Origin of the sequence: Bradyrhizobium sp. SSBR45G (assembly GCF_030159255.1) — a bacterium.
GTDB lineage: Bacteria > Pseudomonadota > Alphaproteobacteria > Rhizobiales > Xanthobacteraceae > Bradyrhizobium.
This window is the reverse complement of record NZ_BSCT01000028.1, coordinates 86,485-101,397: the sequence shown is the minus strand read 5'-3', so window position 1 is coordinate 101,397 and position 14,913 is coordinate 86,485. Positions and strand designations below refer to the sequence as shown.

14 protein-coding genes are annotated in these 14,913 nt (G+C 65.6%); 4 read left to right on the top strand and 10 right to left on the bottom strand.

What is annotated here, in order from left to right; genetic code table 11:
- Positions 1 to 3: 3 nt before the first annotated feature.
- Together QQL87_RS26810 and QQL87_RS26805 are read left to right on the top strand one after the other, a co-directional pair.
- A complete protein-coding gene (locus tag QQL87_RS26810; protein ID WP_284418327.1) occupies positions 4 to 1,773 on the top strand; it encodes a branched-chain amino acid ABC transporter ATP-binding protein/permease in 1,770 nt (589 codons plus the stop codon).
- On the top strand, positions 1,770 to 2,495 hold the full coding sequence (locus QQL87_RS26805) for an ABC transporter ATP-binding protein (protein WP_284418328.1): 726 nt from the start codon (positions 1,770 to 1,772) through the stop codon (positions 2,493 to 2,495). Before QQL87_RS26810 ends, QQL87_RS26805 begins: the two co-directional genes overlap by 4 nt.
- A 29-nt stretch (positions 2,496 to 2,524) precedes the next feature.
- On the opposite strand, the gene QQL87_RS26800 is transcribed toward QQL87_RS26805, so the two are convergent.
- From QQL87_RS26800 to QQL87_RS26775, 6 genes are all read right to left on the bottom strand, one after another.
- Positions 2,525 to 3,331 (bottom strand): shikimate dehydrogenase family protein, encoded by an 807-nt coding sequence (locus tag QQL87_RS26800; protein ID WP_284418329.1) that lies wholly within the window; start codon positions 3,329 to 3,331, stop codon positions 2,525 to 2,527.
- A 99-nt stretch (positions 3,332 to 3,430) separates the two neighbouring features.
- On the bottom strand, positions 3,431 to 4,576 hold the full coding sequence (locus QQL87_RS26795) for an ABC transporter substrate-binding protein (RefSeq protein ID WP_284418330.1): 1,146 nt from the start codon (positions 4,574 to 4,576) through the stop codon (positions 3,431 to 3,433).
- Between the two features lie 216 nt (positions 4,577 to 4,792).
- Positions 4,793 to 5,212, bottom strand: a complete 420-nt coding sequence (locus tag QQL87_RS26790; protein WP_284418331.1) for an acyl-CoA thioesterase — start codon at positions 5,210 to 5,212, stop codon at positions 4,793 to 4,795.
- A gap of 208 nt (positions 5,213 to 5,420) precedes the next feature.
- Entirely contained in the window at positions 5,421 to 6,185 is a 765-nt protein-coding gene (locus QQL87_RS26785; protein WP_284418332.1) for an SDR family NAD(P)-dependent oxidoreductase, read from the bottom strand.
- A gap of 25 nt (positions 6,186 to 6,210) precedes the next feature.
- Positions 6,211 to 8,112: a feruloyl-CoA synthase gene (locus QQL87_RS26780; RefSeq protein ID WP_284418333.1), complete on the bottom strand. Its 1,902-nt coding sequence runs from the start codon at positions 8,110 to 8,112 to the stop codon at positions 6,211 to 6,213.
- Between the two features lies 1 nt (position 8,113).
- Complete coding sequence (locus QQL87_RS26775; protein WP_284418334.1) at positions 8,114 to 8,917, bottom strand: crotonase/enoyl-CoA hydratase family protein; 804 nt, start codon at positions 8,915 to 8,917, stop codon at positions 8,114 to 8,116.
- A gap of 1,020 nt (positions 8,918 to 9,937) precedes the next feature.
- On the opposite strand from QQL87_RS26775, the gene QQL87_RS26770 reads away from it, so the two are divergent.
- Positions 9,938 to 10,273: a hypothetical protein gene (locus QQL87_RS26770; RefSeq protein ID WP_284418335.1), complete on the top strand. Its 336-nt coding sequence runs from the start codon at positions 9,938 to 9,940 to the stop codon at positions 10,271 to 10,273.
- Between the two features lie 211 nt (positions 10,274 to 10,484).
- On the opposite strand, the gene QQL87_RS26765 is transcribed toward QQL87_RS26770, so the two are convergent.
- The 4 genes from QQL87_RS26765 to QQL87_RS26750 form a co-directional block, all read right to left on the bottom strand.
- Positions 10,485 to 10,964, bottom strand: coding sequence for a DUF3237 domain-containing protein (locus QQL87_RS26765; RefSeq protein WP_284418336.1), 480 nt, complete (start codon positions 10,962 to 10,964; stop codon positions 10,485 to 10,487).
- Positions 10,964 to 12,283, bottom strand: coding sequence for a TRAP transporter large permease (locus QQL87_RS26760; protein ID WP_284418337.1), 1,320 nt, complete (start codon positions 12,281 to 12,283; stop codon positions 10,964 to 10,966). Before QQL87_RS26760 ends, QQL87_RS26765 begins: the two co-directional genes overlap by 1 nt.
- A gap of 6 nt (positions 12,284 to 12,289) precedes the next feature.
- Entirely contained in the window at positions 12,290 to 12,799 is a 510-nt protein-coding gene (locus QQL87_RS26755; protein WP_284418338.1) for a TRAP transporter small permease, read from the bottom strand.
- 265 nt (positions 12,800 to 13,064) lie between these two features.
- Complete coding sequence (locus QQL87_RS26750; RefSeq protein WP_284418339.1) at positions 13,065 to 14,084, bottom strand: TRAP transporter substrate-binding protein; 1,020 nt, start codon at positions 14,082 to 14,084, stop codon at positions 13,065 to 13,067.
- A 410-nt stretch (positions 14,085 to 14,494) separates the two neighbouring features.
- Between QQL87_RS26750 and QQL87_RS26745 the strand changes: the two genes are divergently transcribed.
- Entirely contained in the window at positions 14,495 to 14,908 is a 414-nt protein-coding gene (locus QQL87_RS26745) for a PaaI family thioesterase (RefSeq protein ID WP_284418340.1), read from the top strand.
- Positions 14,909 to 14,913 lie beyond the last annotated feature (5 nt).

The window sequence follows — 14,913 nt, the reverse complement described above, 5'->3', positions numbered from 1 at the left end:
GCCGTGCGCGAGCGTTGGCCTCTCATCATCTTTGCCGTCATCGTTGCGGCTGTTCCGTTCATCCCGGGCGTACCGCCGTTCTGGATCGTGCTGCTCGACAATATTGGACTGTCCGCGCTGGTGGCGATGGGGCTGGTGCTGCTGACCGGCGTCGGCGGCCTCACCTCGTTCGGCCAGGCCGCCTTCGTCGGCTTCGGCGCCTACACCACCGCGGTGCTCTCGGCGCAGTATGGCGTTTCGCCGTGGCTGACCCTGCCGCTGTCGCTGCTGGTGTCCGGCCTTGCCGCGGTGCTGCTCGGCCTCGTCACCGTCCGGCTGTCCGGCCACTACCTGCCGCTCGGCACGCTCGCCTGGGGTCTCGGCCTCTATTATCTCTTCAGCAAGCTCGCGTTCCTCGGCCGCAATGACGGCATCTCCGGCATCCCGCCGCTGTCGATCGGCAGCCTCAGGATGCTCGATCCCGGTACGATCTACTTCGCGATCTGGGCCGCCGTGCTGATCTCGGCGTTGCTGACGATGAACCTGCTGGACAGCCGCACCGGCCGCGCCATCCGGGCGCTGCGCCGCGGCCATATCGCAGCAGAGGCGTTCGGCGTGTACTCGCCGCGTGCCAAGCTGCTGGTGTTCATCTACGCCGCCGTGCTCGCCGGCCTGTCCGGCTGGCTTTACGCGCACTTCACCCGCGCCGTGAACCCGACGCCGTTCGGCGCCCAGGCCGGCATCGAATATCTGTTCGTCGCGGTCGTCGGTGGCGCCGGCTATGTCTGGGGCGGTGTGCTCGGCGCGGCGATCGTGGTGGTGCTGAAGGAGATTCTGCAGAGCTACCTCCCGCTGCTTTTGCATGGCGAGGGCCAGCTCGAGACCATCGTGTTCGGCATCCTCCTCATCGCTCTCCTGCAGCTCGCGCCGACCGGCCTGTGGCCCTGGCTGACGTCGCGGCTGCCGTTCAAGCCCGCCGCCAAGAAGCCGGACACCTCGATCCAGCTACCTGCTCGCGTGCGCTCCGCCTCGGCGCCGAGCGTGCTGCTGCAGGTCGACAACGCGCGAAAGCAGTTCGGCGGCGTGGTCGCGGTCAACAACGTCTCGTTCGACGTCCAGGCCCGCGAGATCGTCGCGCTGATCGGCCCCAACGGCGCCGGCAAGAGCACGACCTTCAATCTGATCACCGGCGTGCTGCCGCCGACCTCGGGCAACATCTCGGTGCTCGGCAAGGCCGTCGGCAACGCGCCGCCGCAGGACGTCGTCAAGCTCGGCATCTCCCGCACCTTCCAGCACGTCAAGCTGGTGCCGGACATGACCGTGCTCGAGAACGTCGCGATCGGCGCCCATCTGCGCGGCCACTCCAATGCGCTGTCGAGCATGTTCCGGCTCGACCGTGGCGACGAGGCCAAGCTGCTCGCCGAAGCCGCGCGCCAGATCGAGCGTGTCGGGCTCGGCGACCAGATGCACCAGCTCGCCGGCTCGCTGTCCCTCGGCCAACAGCGCATCGTCGAGATCGCGCGTGCGCTGTGCGTCGATCCGATGCTGCTGCTGCTCGACGAGCCCGCGGCCGGCCTGCGCCACATGGAGAAGCAGCGCCTCGGCGCCTTGCTGCGCGATCTCCGCGCCGGAGGCATGTCGGTGCTGCTGGTCGAACACGACATGGGCTTCGTCATGGATCTCGCCGACCGCATCGTGGTGCTCGATTTCGGCACCAAGATCGCCGAGGGCACACCAGCCGCGATCAAGACCAATCCCGAGGTGATCAAGGCGTATCTCGGAGCCACCGCATGAGCACCTTGCTGGAAGTCACCGACGCCCACGTCTCCTACGGCAAGGTCGAAGCCGTCCGCTCGGTCTCGCTCACCGTGGCCGAGAACGAGATCGTCACCATCATCGGCGCCAACGGCGCCGGCAAGACCACCTTGCTCAGCGCCATCATGGGCGTGTTTCCGCTCAAGGGCCGCGTATCGTTCCTGGGCGAGGACCTGGCCCGCTACGAGATCGAGGACCGCGTCGCGCGCGGGCTGTGCCTCGTGCCGGAGCATCGTGAGCTGTTCGCGTCGATGAACGTCGAGGACAATCTGCAGCTCGGCGCCTTCCGCATGTCCAAGGCGCACGCCACCAGGGGCTTCGAGCACGTCTACACGCTGTTCCCGAAGCTGAAGGAGCGGCGCAAGCAGCTCGCCGGCACGCTCTCGGGCGGTGAGCAGCAGATGCTCGCCATGGGCCGTGCACTGATGGGTGCGCCGAAGATGCTGATGCTGGACGAGCCGAGCCTCGGTCTGGCGCCGATCATCGTCGCCGGCATCTTCGAGATCGTCGCCAAGCTGCGCCAGGAAGGCGTCTCGGTGCTGCTGGTCGAGCAGAACGCCAAGGCTGCGCTGAACGTCGCCGACCGCGCCTATGTCATGGAGCTCGGCGAGTTCGTGCTCAACGGCAAGGCTGCTGACATCGCGACCGACCCGCGCGTCGCGGCGAGCTATCTTGGCTTTGCCGAGGTGGCGGCGAGCTGAGCCGGACATCTTGATGGGAAGGCGCGGTCTCACGATGGCGCCTCCCGCGTCAGAAGGAAATCGACCATCTCGCGCTCCAGCGCCCGGTACATGTCGGTGCCGGTCGCGGTCAGGCAGCCAAGCTCACGCGCGGCGGCGATGAAGGGCGATACTTCCGGCCGGGTGATCACGCAGCCGCAATAGGCTGACGGGCTGACCGTCGCGATGTCGACCGGCAGGGGATCGTCCGGCTGCATGCCGGCCGGCGTGGCGTTCGCGACCATGTCGAAGCCGCCAGCATCGGTGCTGCCGACGAGGGCGCGTCCCCTGCCCCGTTCGTTGAGGCGCGCGATCAGCGCATCGCGGCGCCCGGCATCGCTGTCGTGGATGGCGAGCTCGCGCACGCCGGCATCGATCAAGGCGAGCGCGATGGCCGAGCCGGCGCCGCCCGCACCGATCTGAAGCGCACGACGGCCCGTCGGATCGAATCCCGCAGCTCTTGCCGCGCCGACGAACCCGAGGCCGTCGACCATGTCGCCATGCCAGCGGCCATCCGGACCGCGCCGCATCAGGTTGACGGCGCCGATGAAATGCGCGCGCTCGGTCGCGGTGGCACAGGCGCGGTAGCAGGCGAATTTGTGCGGGATCGTCGCGACGATGCCGTCGAGATTCTTCACCCGCGCCATCGTCGCGAGGAAGTCGGTCAGATCGGACGGCGCGACCTGCACTGCGACCAGGATCGCGTCGCTGCCGCGATCAATGAACGCCTGGCTGACGCCGGCGGGCGCACGCACCTGCGCGATCGGATCGCCGATGATGATGTGGAGCCTTGTGGCTCCGGTGGGGGCGGGGATCATGGCTGGCCTCCCGGCAAAAACGAGAAAATCTGGGTCTCAATAGCCGAAAGGCCGGCTCAATGAGCCGGCCTTTCCCGATATTCGCTATGGTCCGCGAGCTCACTTCGCGGGGACGTATTTGCCGTCCTTCACGGTCAGGATGATGCGGGCGCGGTCGTCGAGGCCGGAGCGATCCTTTTCGGTGAAGTTGTAGACGCCTTGCGAGGCCGCCAGGTCCTTCTCGGTCAGCAGCGCCTGGCGGATCGCCTCGCGGAACTCCGGCGTACCGGGCTTGGCGGTCTTCAGCGCCACCGGGATGATGCGCTTGAGGATCTCGAACGCGTCGAAGGAGTGACCGGCGAACTGGCTGCGGCTGTTCGGGCCATACTTGCCCTCGTAGGCCTTGTTGAGCTCGAGGCCGGGCTTCTTGGTGAGGGCGTCGTCGGCCTGCGTCTCCGGCGACATCACCGGACCCGAGGCCATGATCACGCCCTCCGCCGCCTTGCCGGCGATGCGGATGAAGTCCATGCTCGCAGCACCATGGGTCTGGTAGATCAGGCCGGTGTAGCCGCGCTCGCGCAGCTCGGTCTGCGGCAGCGCGGCCGCGGTGCCGGAGGCGCCGACCAGGATCGCATCCGGATTGGCGGCGACCAGCTTGAGCACCTGGCCGGTCACGGAGGTGTCGGGGCGCGCGAAGCGCTCCTCGTCGGCGATGGTGATGCCCATCGGCACGCCCTGGTTCTTCAGATCGTTGAACCAGAGATCGCCGTAGGAATCCGAGTAGCCGATATAGCCGACGGTCTTGATGTTGTGCGCCTTCATATGCTCGTAGAGCACCTTGCCCATGATCGGCACCGGCTGCGGCATCACCACCGACCATTTGGCGCGCTCCGGCGTAACCGGGAACGGCGCGAGGCCGAAATGCGGAATGCCCGCTTCGCTGGCGACGTTGGACACCGCGATCGTCGGCGGGGTCAGGGCCGAACCCATGATGATGTCGGCCTTGGATTCGGTCACGAAGCGGCGGGCGTTGGTGGTCGCGGTGGTCGGATCGCCGCCGTCATCGAGCACGATGACCTTGAGCGGCACGCCGCCGATTTCCTTCGGCACGAACTCCAGCGCATTGCGCTCGGGGATGCCGAGCGCCGCGCCCGGGCCCGTCGTCGTGGTGGTGATGCCGATGGTGATCTCGCTGGTCTGCGCCAGCGCCGGCGCAGAGGCCAGCATCGCGATGACGCCAGCCGCCGCCAGATAGGCCGTTTTCATAAAAATCCTCCCTCAATCTTTTCGGTTCAGCTCGTGATCCGCCGATCCTGTTTGCAGTCCCGCCCCTGATCCGGGGCGCCTTCCAACTCGGCCGGCCGACGTGTCTTCAAACGTGGTCATAGCATTGAACACGAGAAGATCACGCCTCACCAGTCGACCAAAGCACGACGGCTGAACATCCTTAAGACGGCCGCATGTCGCACCCATTTCCACGACTCACTCCCCGAGAAACTTGGCTCTCATCTCGTCGGGAAATGGCGCCGATTTCAGCTTGTCCGGATCGGCCGGATCGCGCCCGACCAGCACCCGGGTCTCGAACCCCTCGATCGCCAGCGCCTCGCCCTTGAACACCTTGTGGGTGACGTCGAAGGACGAGCGCTTGATGCTCTCGATCCGGCTCTCGATCGTGATCCAGTCGCCATAGGTCGACGGAATGTAGAACTTGGCACGGGTGTCGACCATGGGAATGCCGACCAGCCCGTAGCGGCGGACAATGTCCTGCTTGGAGAAGCCGGCCGCCTCGAACATGACCGAGGTCGCATCGTCGAACATCGCGAAGTAGCGCGGGTAGTACACGATGTTGGCAGGATCGCAGTCGCCCCACTGGATCTGCACGTCGCGGCGGTTGACGAACATCGATTGTGAACCTCGCTACAGCGCCGATGGCGGCCGGTAGGGTGGGCAAAGGCGCGTAGCGCCGTGCCCACCATTTTCCTGATCGGTGGGCACGCTGCGCTTTGCCCACCCTACGATTCTCTCCGTCATTGCGAGCGAAGCGAAGCAATCCAGGACCAGGTCGGGACTTGGATTGCGTCGTCGCTTCGCTCCTCGCAATGACGATGTGTCACTTCGGCGCCATGCGCAGCGAGCCGTCGAGGCGGACGACTTCGCCGTTGAGGTAGGGGTTCTCGACCATATGCAGCGCCAGGGCAGCGAACTCATCGGCGTGGCCGAGGCGGCGCGGGAACGGGATCGCGGCGGCGAGCGAGTCCTGGGCCTCCTGCGGCAGATTGGCAAGCAGCGGCGTCAGGAACAGGCCGGGCGCGATGGTCAGCACGCGGATGCCGAACTGGGCGAGCTCGCGCGCGATCGGCAGCGTCATGCCGACGATGCCGCCCTTCGACGCCGAATAGGCCGACTGACCGATCTGGCCGTCATAGGCGGCGACGGACGCCGTGTTGATGACGACACCGCGCTCGCCGGTCGCCTGCGGCTCCAGCTTGGTCATGCCGTTGGTGACCAGGCGCAGCATGTTGAACGAGCCGATCAGGTTGACCTTGATGACCTTCTCGAAATCGGACAACGCCATCGGGCCGTCACGGCCGACGACGCGCTTGGCGACGCCGATGCCGGCGCAGTTCACCAGCACGCGCGGCTGCTGTCCGAGCGCCTCGACCGCCTTGGCGACGGCGGCTTCCGCGCCGGCCGCATCGGAGACGTCGCAGACCACCGCCACGCCCTTGATCTCGGCCGCAACCTCCTCCGCCAGCTTGGCGTTGAGATCGAACACGGCGACCTTGGCGCCCTGCGACGCGAGCTTGCGGGCGGTGGCGGCGCCGAGGCCCGAAGCGCCGCCGGTAACGATGGCGGCCTGATCCTTCAACAACATGTCGTTTCTCCCTTGAATGCGCAGGTCAGCGAGCGAGGATGACGTCGTCGCCCGGCGTCGCGGCGTAGATGCGCTCGATCAGGTCCTTGCGGTTCTCCAGCACGGCGCGCTGGTTGATCGAGCCCTTGTCGGTGACCTCGCCCTTGTCGATCGACAGCGGCACGCCCAGCAGCACGGCGCGCGTGATCCGGGTCGACGAGCCGGTTGCGGTGCCCTGGAATTTGGCGAAGCGCTCGCGGAAGGCCGCGACGATCAACGGATCGGCCGCCGTCGCGGCGAGATCGTCCATCGGCAGCGTCGGGTTGATCAGCCGGCAGCCATCGAGGTCGAGCACGACGATGGCCGAGATCTCATCGCGGTTGATGCCGGCGATGATCACGTCGCGCGCCAGCGGCGCGCATGCCGCGACGAACCGCGCGCGCAACGGACCGACCGAAACCCAGGTGCCGGAGGCGAGCTTGAAGTCCTCAGCGACGCGGCCGTCGAAATCGAAGCCGGCGTTGAAGTCGTTGGGATCGACGGGCTTCAGCGCGTCGCCCATCTGGTAGTAGCCTTCGGAGTCGAACGCAGCGGCCGACACCTCAGGCAGGCGCCAATAGCCCGGCGTGACGTTCGGGCCCTTGGCGCGCACCTCCATCTTGCCGTTGTTGGGCACGAGCTTGGCCTCGTTGCCCGACACCGGCAGGCCGACATGGCCGGAGCGGCTGGTGCGCGGATTGACCGACATGAAGAACGGCGCCGTCTCGGTGGAGCCGAGGCCCGTCAGCATCGGCACGCGAGTGCCGGTCTCGGCCACCGACAGCTCATCGAGCTCGTTCCAGACATGCGGCGCCAGCGCCGCGCCGGAGAAGAACATCGCATGCAACCGGCGGAAGAAGGTCTTCCGCAAGCCGGGGTCCTCGCGGAAATAGGGCAGCAGCGATTCGTAGCCCTTGGGAACGTTGAAATAGACCGTCGGCGAAATCTCGCGCAGGTTCCGCACGGTCTCCTCGATGCCGCCCGGCACCGGCTTGCCGGAATCCAGATACATCGAGCCGCCGTTGAACAGGGTCAGGCCGATGTTGTGGTTGCCGCCGAAGGTGTGGTTCCAGGGCAGCCAGTCGATGATGACCGGCGGCTCGTCCTTCAGGAAAGCAAGCGTCTCGCGGATCATCACCTGGTTGGCGCAGATCATGCGCTGGGTGTTGATGACGGCCTTCGGATTGCCGGTCGAGCCTGATGTCAGCAGGAATTTCGCGATCGTGTCCGGACCGATCTTCTCATGCGCGGCGCCGAGGCCGGGGAACAGCGGCGTTGCGATCAGGTCGGCCAGCATCGTGACGTGGCGGCCCGGCACCGAGCCGAACGCCGCCACGATCTCCGTGCCCTCCGGCACGTTCGCGGCCAGTGCGTCGGCGAACTTGTCGGCGTCGTCGACGAAGACGAGCCCAGGCGTCAGCAGCTTCATCAGATAAGCGAGCTTGCCGTAGTCACGCGACACCAGCGAATAGGCCGGCGACACCGGACAGAACGGCACGCCGGCATAGAGCGCGCCGAACGCGACCAGCGCATGGTCGATGGAATTGCCCGACAGGATCATGACCGGGCGCTCCGGCGACAGCCCGCGCGCGAGCAGCGCCGACGCAATGTGACGGCTCGCCGCCAGCAGCGTCGCATAGGTCAGCTCGCGCCAGCCCGAAGGCCCGACGCGCTCGGCCATGAAGATGCGCTCTGGCGTGGTCTCGGCGAAATGATGCAGCCGGTCGGTGATCCGCTGCGGGAAGTCGCCGAGCGGCTGCTTTGGCCGGAGATAGATGGTGCCGTCGTCGCGGCGCTCGACGTTGACGACGGGATCGTTGAACGAGATGGCGCGCAACGGATGCACACTGGCGCTGCGCGCCGTGTCGTCCGTTCCCCCCTGTATGCTTGTTGTTGTTTGCGCAGTCATGTCACGTCGGCTTCACTTTTGCGGTCTTGTGATCGAGGAAGGCGCGGATGCGGCTTTTGGCCTCCTTGTCGCTCTGCGCGACGGTGGCCATGAGAGATTCCATCAGGAGGCCGGTCTGCGGGTTGGCCTCCGCGATCATCGGCAGCGCCTGCAGCACCGCGAAGTTGGTCAGCGGCGCGTTGTTCGCGATCTTCGCCGCCAGCTCCAGCGCCTTGGTCATCGAGGCGCCGGCATCGACGAGATATTGCGCGAAGCCGTAGGACGAGCCTTCGGTCGCCGAATAGACGCGGCCGGTCAGCATCATGTCCATCATGCGGGCGACGCCGATCAGGCGCGGCAGCCTGACTGAGCCGCCACCGCCGACGAAGATGCCGCGCTGGCCTTCGGGCAGCGCAAAGTACGCCGACGGCTCGGCGACGCGGATATGCGCGGCGCAGGCGAGCTCGAGCCCGCCGCCGATCACGGCGCCCTTCAGCGCGGCGATGACCGGCACGCGGCAATACTGGATGCGGTCGAACACGCGATGCCACATCTGCGAATGCACAAGGCCTTCGGTGGCGTCGCGCTCGCGCAGCTCGGAGAGATCGAGGCCGGAGGAGAAATTGTCGCCGATGCCGTGGATCACGACGCAGCGGACATCCTCAGGCAGGCTGGTGAAGCACTCGCCGATGGCAAGGATGATGCCGTCATTCAGCGCATTGCGCTTGGCGGGGCGGTTGAGCCCGATCGTCAGGACGGCGCCCTGCTGCTCGATCTGCAGCAGAGACGAATCGCCCGCTGGCGTGGCGGAGTCGGCGTTTCCCATCGCTTGATTGTGTCCTGTTCAGAATAGTTATGTTTTATAACGATCTCGGCAGGAGTCAATAAGCGGCTCCCGACATCATGTTGTGCGATGCAAAATGAGCGCCGGGATCAACTACGCGATGCGGCGCGCGACTCATCGTAAGGCGCATCAGCGCAAAGGCAAATGACATGATGCGGCATTCCCGCGGCGGAATCGCGCCCGGGGTTTGCCGATGTCTGTTCACCCTCATGTGCGGAGGGCGCAGGGAAGGCCAGGCGCCGACTGACGCCTGCGGCCCGCCTGCTCAAAAAAATGCAGGCGGCAGGTACCACAGGTGCAGCCGGACACGCCCGGCCTTCCCTGCGCGATGGTTTTCACGCTTGCTTCGTGCTCTCCCCGGGGACCGGCTTGATTGACCCCGTCGTCGACGCCGCACTTCCGCGCTGGCGTCCACTTGACCTCGGCATCGGGAGGTCAGGACCACACGACTTCGCGTCCGCGCCACGCCGTTCGTCCGCGCATCCTGTCGGACACGCTGCGGCATGATCGCGGCCACCGCTCCCCGCCCCGCGTGTCGTGACGATCGCGCGCAACGCCCCTCGGCTTGGGACGGGATGGGGAGAGAGAACCACAATTTCCGAATAATAGCAATCTATTTTTCTTTTATAGAAGAGGCGCCGGCGGATCCGCCAGGCAGTCGCGAGATCCCTCCACCAGTCATTCCGGGGCGTCCGCAGGGCGAGCCCGGAGTCCATAACCACGATCGTGAGTATGGATTCCGGGCCCGTGCCGCTTCGCGGCCCGCCCCGGAATGACCCGCGGACGGGTCAATGACCCTAGCGCGCATCCGATCAGGTCACCCCGCTTCCCGTCGCAGCAAGGCAATGCTCCGAAGCCACCTGCTGGAGAGACGCATCGGGGCAAACGAGAATTCCGCGCGACAGCCCCCCAGGTGAACGGCCGACAACATCGCATTCAGCATGGCTTCAAAGCGCGCCCTGTAGACCATCATCGTCACCACACTTCCCAATGGAGGGGACCATGGTTTCGCTGAAGACATCTCTCGCCGGCGGCGTCGCCGCGCTCGCCGTGACCGCCACCCTGCTCGCCGGCGCGGCGCCGGCTCAAGCCCATGACGGCCGCAACGCGGCGCTGTTCGGCGGGCTGGTGGCCGGCGCTCTCATCGGTGGCGCGCTGGCGGCGGCGTCGGAAGCGCAGGCGCAATCCTATGAGCCCGCGCCGGTCTACCGCTCCCACTACCGCGACGCGGCGTATGACGGCTACGGCTATGAGCGTCACCGCTACGTGCCGGTCTACCGCGACCGCAATTGCGACCACGGCGGCTATGGCCGGGCGGGCTGGGACGACGAGGATTAGTCGTGGGTCTTCCCAAATACGAAGCTGTCGCGACGAACGACCGCTTCAGCCAGTTCCTCCGTCATGCCCGGGCTTGTCCCGGGCATCCACGTCGTTCGGAGCATGCAGGACCACGTGGATGGCCGGGACAAGCCCGGCCATGACGGCGTGGAGACAGGCGACGGCCAAACTCAGACCACCCTATGCGATCGACCTGCGCTACTAACGCAGTCTACAGCACCATGTGCACGTCGATGATGACGCGGTCCGCATGGCGGGCGGCGGAGCCGATGAAGACGTGCTCCATCAGCCAGCGATATCTGTCGTGGCCGGTCTCGAAGCGCGGGTGGGTGCGGAAGTAGATCAGCTTGGGGTCGACCGGCTCGCCGCGCTTGAGCTTCTGCAGCAGGTCGATCGGCCCGAAGCGGATGCCGCGATTGTCGACGTAGATGGTCGCGCCGTCATCGGTCTCGAAGGCGTATTTGGCTTCGAGGTCGATCAGCTCGTTGGGACGGATGACCTGGAAGTCGGCGCCGAAGCCGCAGATCCTGCCGCTGATGCCCTCGCCATTGAGGCCCGGTCCCTTCACCTCGCCGCCATGGATCGGAATGATGCGGCGCACGCCGACGCCGGTCTCGCCGGCGCTGGTGACGTCACCGATCGATACGGTGAGAGTGAAGACGTATCGGGTCTCGAGGATGGGTGTCGTCATCAGCGGTTCATCATCTGTTGCGGCAGCCAGGTGGCGAGCAGCGGGAAGGCGATCAGGATCACCAGACGGATCAGGTCGGTGGCGACGAAGGGCAGCACGCCCTTGAAGATCGTGGAGAAGGACACGTCCTTCACCACGCTCTTGATGACAAAGACGTTCATGCCGACCGGGGGATGGATCAGGCCGAGCTCGACGGTCATCACGATGATGACGCCGAACCAGATCGGATCGAAGCCGAGATGCTGGATCACCGGGAAGATGATCGGCACGGTCAGGATGATCATTGCCATCGCGTCCATCAGGCAGCCGAGGACGAGATACATCACCATGATCAGCGCCAGCACGCCGTAGGGGCCGAGGCCGAGGCCGGTGAGGAACTCGGTCACCTTCTGCGGGGTCTGCGTCACCGTGAGGAAGTAGCCGAAGATCAGCGCGCCGATCAGCACGGTGAACACGGCCGCCGCGGTACGCGTCGCCTGCAGCAGCGAGGCCAGGATCTTCTCCTTGTTCAGCCGTCCCGTGAACAGGCCGATCAGGAAGGCGCCGGTGGCGCCGACACCGCCGGCCTCGGTCGGCGTGAAGCGCGGCAGGAACGGAAGACCATAGAGGCCGCCGATCACGAACAGGAACAGCAGCATCGGCGCCCAGATGCCCTTCAATCCCTTGATGCGATCGCGCCACGGCAGCGCCTCGCCCTTGGGGAGAAAGTCCGGCTTGACGCGGCCGATCACGGTGATGGTGATCATGTACATGGTCATCGCCAGCAGGCCCGGGATGATGCCGGCGATGAACAGCTTGCCGATGTCCTGCTCGGTGATGATGCCATAGACGGCGAGCACGGTGGAGGGCGGCAGCATCGCGCCGAGGGTGCCGCCGGCGGCGATGACGCCGGTGGCGAAGGATTGCGGATAGCCGAAGCGGCGCATCTCGGGATAGGCCACCGCCGAGAACGTCGCGGCGGTCGCCACCGACGAGCCGCAGATCGCGGCGAAGCCGCCGCAGGCGGCAACGGTGGCGATGCCGAGTCCGCCGCGCAGATGGCCGACGAAGCCGTTGGCGGCGCGGAACAGCTCACGGCTCATGCCGGAGTTGGACACGAACGTTCCCATCAGCAGGAACATCGGGATCACGCCGAACGTATAGTCCGTGACCGTGCGCATCGAGGTCTGGCCGACCAGCTTGAGCGCCGCCGTACCGTTGACGAGATAGGCGAAGCCTGACACGCCGACGAGGCCCATCGCCATGCCGACCGGCACGCGCAGCAGCATCAAGCCGAACAGTGAAACGAAGCCGATGATTGCGACCGCATCCGTGCTCATGCGGCACTACTCCGTGGGCTTGACGTGAGGGTCATGAATCTCCTCGGGATGGAAGATCAGGCGATAGGTCCGGATGGCGATCAGCAGCACCGCCGAGACGTCGCCGATCCAGGCGATGGCGAAGAACGGCCAGGTCGGCATGTGCAGGTCGTAGGTGAGGACGTTGTCCTCATAGGTGCCGCGCACCTTGTCGAACAGCGTCCAGGTCTGCACCGTGACGACGAACAGCAGCACCAGGGTGGCGAAGATGTCGATCCAGCGCTGATAGCGCGGGCCGACATTGCCCCAGATCAGGTCGACCGTGATGTGGGTGCCGCGATACGATGTCGCAGCAATGCCCCAGAAGATCAGGATGCCGAGCAGCATGCGGCCGATGTCGAACGAATCCGGAATCGCGTAGTTCAGCGTGTTGCGCAACAGCACCGACAGGAAGATGTCGAGCGCGACGATGCCGACGAAGAACGCGGCGATCCACTCGATCGCATCGATGATCCGGTCCATGTAGGCGCGCTGCATGGCGTCCCCGTTTCAGAAAGTTTGGCTTAGGTCGCGAAGAGATTGGGTCGCGAAGAGATTGGAGCGAGTTGCTACGCAGCAGGCGGTTCTCAGCCTCTCCCCCGCCTGCGGGGAGAGGCCGGATTGCATCGAAGATGCAATTCGGGTGAGGGGGGCTCTCCGCACGGTCGGTGCGCGTGGCTGCCCCTCACCCCAACCCTCTCCCCGTAAGAACGGGGAGAGGGAGCGCACCGTCTGCCGCGCAACAGCTTGGTATCGAAAGACGCTACTGCGCCAGCGCGTTGTACTTGGCGAGCGAGGCTTTCAGCTCGGTCATGGCGGCGTCCGCGTCGATGCCGGTCTTCTTGACGCCGTCGGCCCAGGTCTTGAAGAGCGGCTCGGAGGCCTTCTTCCAGGCGGCGGTCTGCTCCGGGGTCAGCTTGTAGACCTCCTGGTCGGCCTGCGCCTTGATCTTGTCGACGCCGGCGTCCTCGAACTTGCCCCAGGGCTCGCCGACCCGGCCGGCGGCCTCGGTATTGCAATTGTCGTCGATCGCCTTCTTCTGCACCGCCGACATCTGGTTGTACTTGTCCTTGTTCATGACGAAGACGAAGGTCGTCACATAGAACGGCGCGTCCATGTGGTACTTCGTGACCTTGTCGACGCCGAACAGCACCAGCGAACCGGCCGGGAAGGTGACGCCGTCGGCGACGCCGCGCTCGATGATGTCGCGCACCTCAGGTGCCGAGGATTGCACATTGGTGCCGCCGAGGACGGTCACGAAATTCGCGATCGTCGCGTCCGCCGGGCGGATCTTCATGCCCTTGACGTCCTCGGGGACGACGACCTTCTTGGTGCGGGTGTGGAAGGCAGAGGGCGTGTGGACGAAGGCGAGGCAATACTTGACGTCCTTCATCTCCTTCTCGGCATATTTGCGATACCACGCGTCGAGGCCTTCCGAGCCGCCCTTGGCGTCCGAGACCAGGAACGGCAGCTCACCGGCGCCGATGATCGGGAAACGGCCGGGCTGATAGCCGGGGTTCACATAAGTGACATCGGCGATGCCGTCGCGCGCCATGTCATAATGGTCGAACGCCTTGCCGAGCTGCTGGGCCGGGAACACCTTGCCCTTGATGGTACCGCCGGAGGCCTTCTCGACCGACGCGGCCCAATCCTCCAGCGCCTTCTGCAGCGGATGGCTCGCGGGCACCCAGTGCGAAATCTTCAGTTCGAACGTCTTGTCCTGCGCCAAAGCGGGAGTGGTCACACCGGCAGCCAGCGCCAACGCCAGAAGCGTCTTCCTCATCGGGGTCGTCTCCTTCCATCGGTGGGCCTTCGAGGGCCCTTTGCTTCATTGTTATAGCATATAAACATCATTGCAAGCGTGACGGCAGGCTTACCACCGCTGCACGCCGCCATGCGGAGCCCATCGCTTCAGCCAACGCAAGTCCGGCCAACGAAGTCGCAGGCGCACGGCATTTCATTAACACGTTAAGGATCTCCGTTGCACCCGAAATTGCGCGCCCTTCTCCGCACACCACGAAATTGCCGCAGGCGCGGGCCGGACGCCCTGCGACATCGTGCGCAAGTCGCCACGGTGTCGACGCGCGCCATTTCAAACGCAGGTGCAAAATCCGTTTGAAACTTTGTAGGCGGTGCAAAACGCGCGCTGATGTCGTTGACTGTGGACATCGCGAGCCAACGATCGAGACGCCCATGAGCAGCATTCCCGCCGGATTCGAACCGCATTTTCGCAAGAGCCCGTTCACCGATCCGTGGGAGCCGCTCTACGCGAAGACCACGGACAAGGCCGTCATCCTCGGCCTGCGGCTCGCCACGCCACACACCAATTCGCGCGGGCTGATCCATGGCGGCCTGATCGCCTCATTGGCCGACAATGCCATGGGCTACAGCTGTGCGAAGGCGCTGGGCTGGGAGGTGTCGCTGGTCACGATCAACCTTGCGGTCGACTATATCGGCAGCGCCGGGATCGGGCAGTGGCTCAGCGTCGAGAGCGACGTGATCAGGAGCGGTCGGACGGTGTGCTTCGTGCAGAGCCTGGTGCTGGCGGACGATGCCGTGATCGCGCGGGCGAATGCGACGTTCCGCGTGGTGCCGAAAAAACAGTAGCGGCA

What these genes read in the sequence shown, in the direction of transcription:
- QQL87_RS26775 (WP_284418334.1), bottom strand. Translation starts at nt 8,917, where the DNA reads ATGGGAAACGCCGACTCCGCCACGCCAGCGGGCGATTCGTCTCTGCTG.
- QQL87_RS26785 (WP_284418332.1), bottom strand. Translation starts at nt 6,185, where the DNA reads ATGTTGTTGAAGGATCAGGCCGCCATCGTTACCGGCGGCGCTTCGGGC.
- QQL87_RS26805 (WP_284418328.1), top strand. Translation starts at nt 1,770, where the DNA reads ATGAGCACCTTGCTGGAAGTCACCGACGCCCACGTCTCCTACGGCAAG.
- QQL87_RS26790 (WP_284418331.1), bottom strand. Translation starts at nt 5,212, where the DNA reads ATGTTCGTCAACCGCCGCGACGTGCAGATCCAGTGGGGCGACTGCGAT.
- QQL87_RS26760 (WP_284418337.1), bottom strand. Translation starts at nt 12,283, where the DNA reads ATGAGCACGGATGCGGTCGCAATCATCGGCTTCGTTTCACTGTTCGGC.
- QQL87_RS26755 (WP_284418338.1), bottom strand. Translation starts at nt 12,799, where the DNA reads ATGCAGCGCGCCTACATGGACCGGATCATCGATGCGATCGAGTGGATC.
- QQL87_RS26795 (WP_284418330.1), bottom strand. Translation starts at nt 4,576, where the DNA reads ATGAAAACGGCCTATCTGGCGGCGGCTGGCGTCATCGCGATGCTGGCC.
- QQL87_RS26800 (WP_284418329.1), bottom strand. Translation starts at nt 3,331, where the DNA reads ATGATCCCCGCCCCCACCGGAGCCACAAGGCTCCACATCATCATCGGC.
- QQL87_RS26765 (WP_284418336.1), bottom strand. Translation starts at nt 10,964, where the DNA reads ATGACGACACCCATCCTCGAGACCCGATACGTCTTCACTCTCACCGTA.
- QQL87_RS26745 (WP_284418340.1), top strand. Translation starts at nt 14,495, where the DNA reads ATGAGCAGCATTCCCGCCGGATTCGAACCGCATTTTCGCAAGAGCCCG.
- QQL87_RS26780 (WP_284418333.1), bottom strand. Translation starts at nt 8,112, where the DNA reads ATGACTGCGCAAACAACAACAAGCATACAGGGGGGAACGGACGACACG.
- QQL87_RS26770 (WP_284418335.1), top strand. Translation starts at nt 9,938, where the DNA reads ATGGTTTCGCTGAAGACATCTCTCGCCGGCGGCGTCGCCGCGCTCGCC.
- QQL87_RS26750 (WP_284418339.1), bottom strand. Translation starts at nt 14,084, where the DNA reads ATGAGGAAGACGCTTCTGGCGTTGGCGCTGGCTGCCGGTGTGACCACT.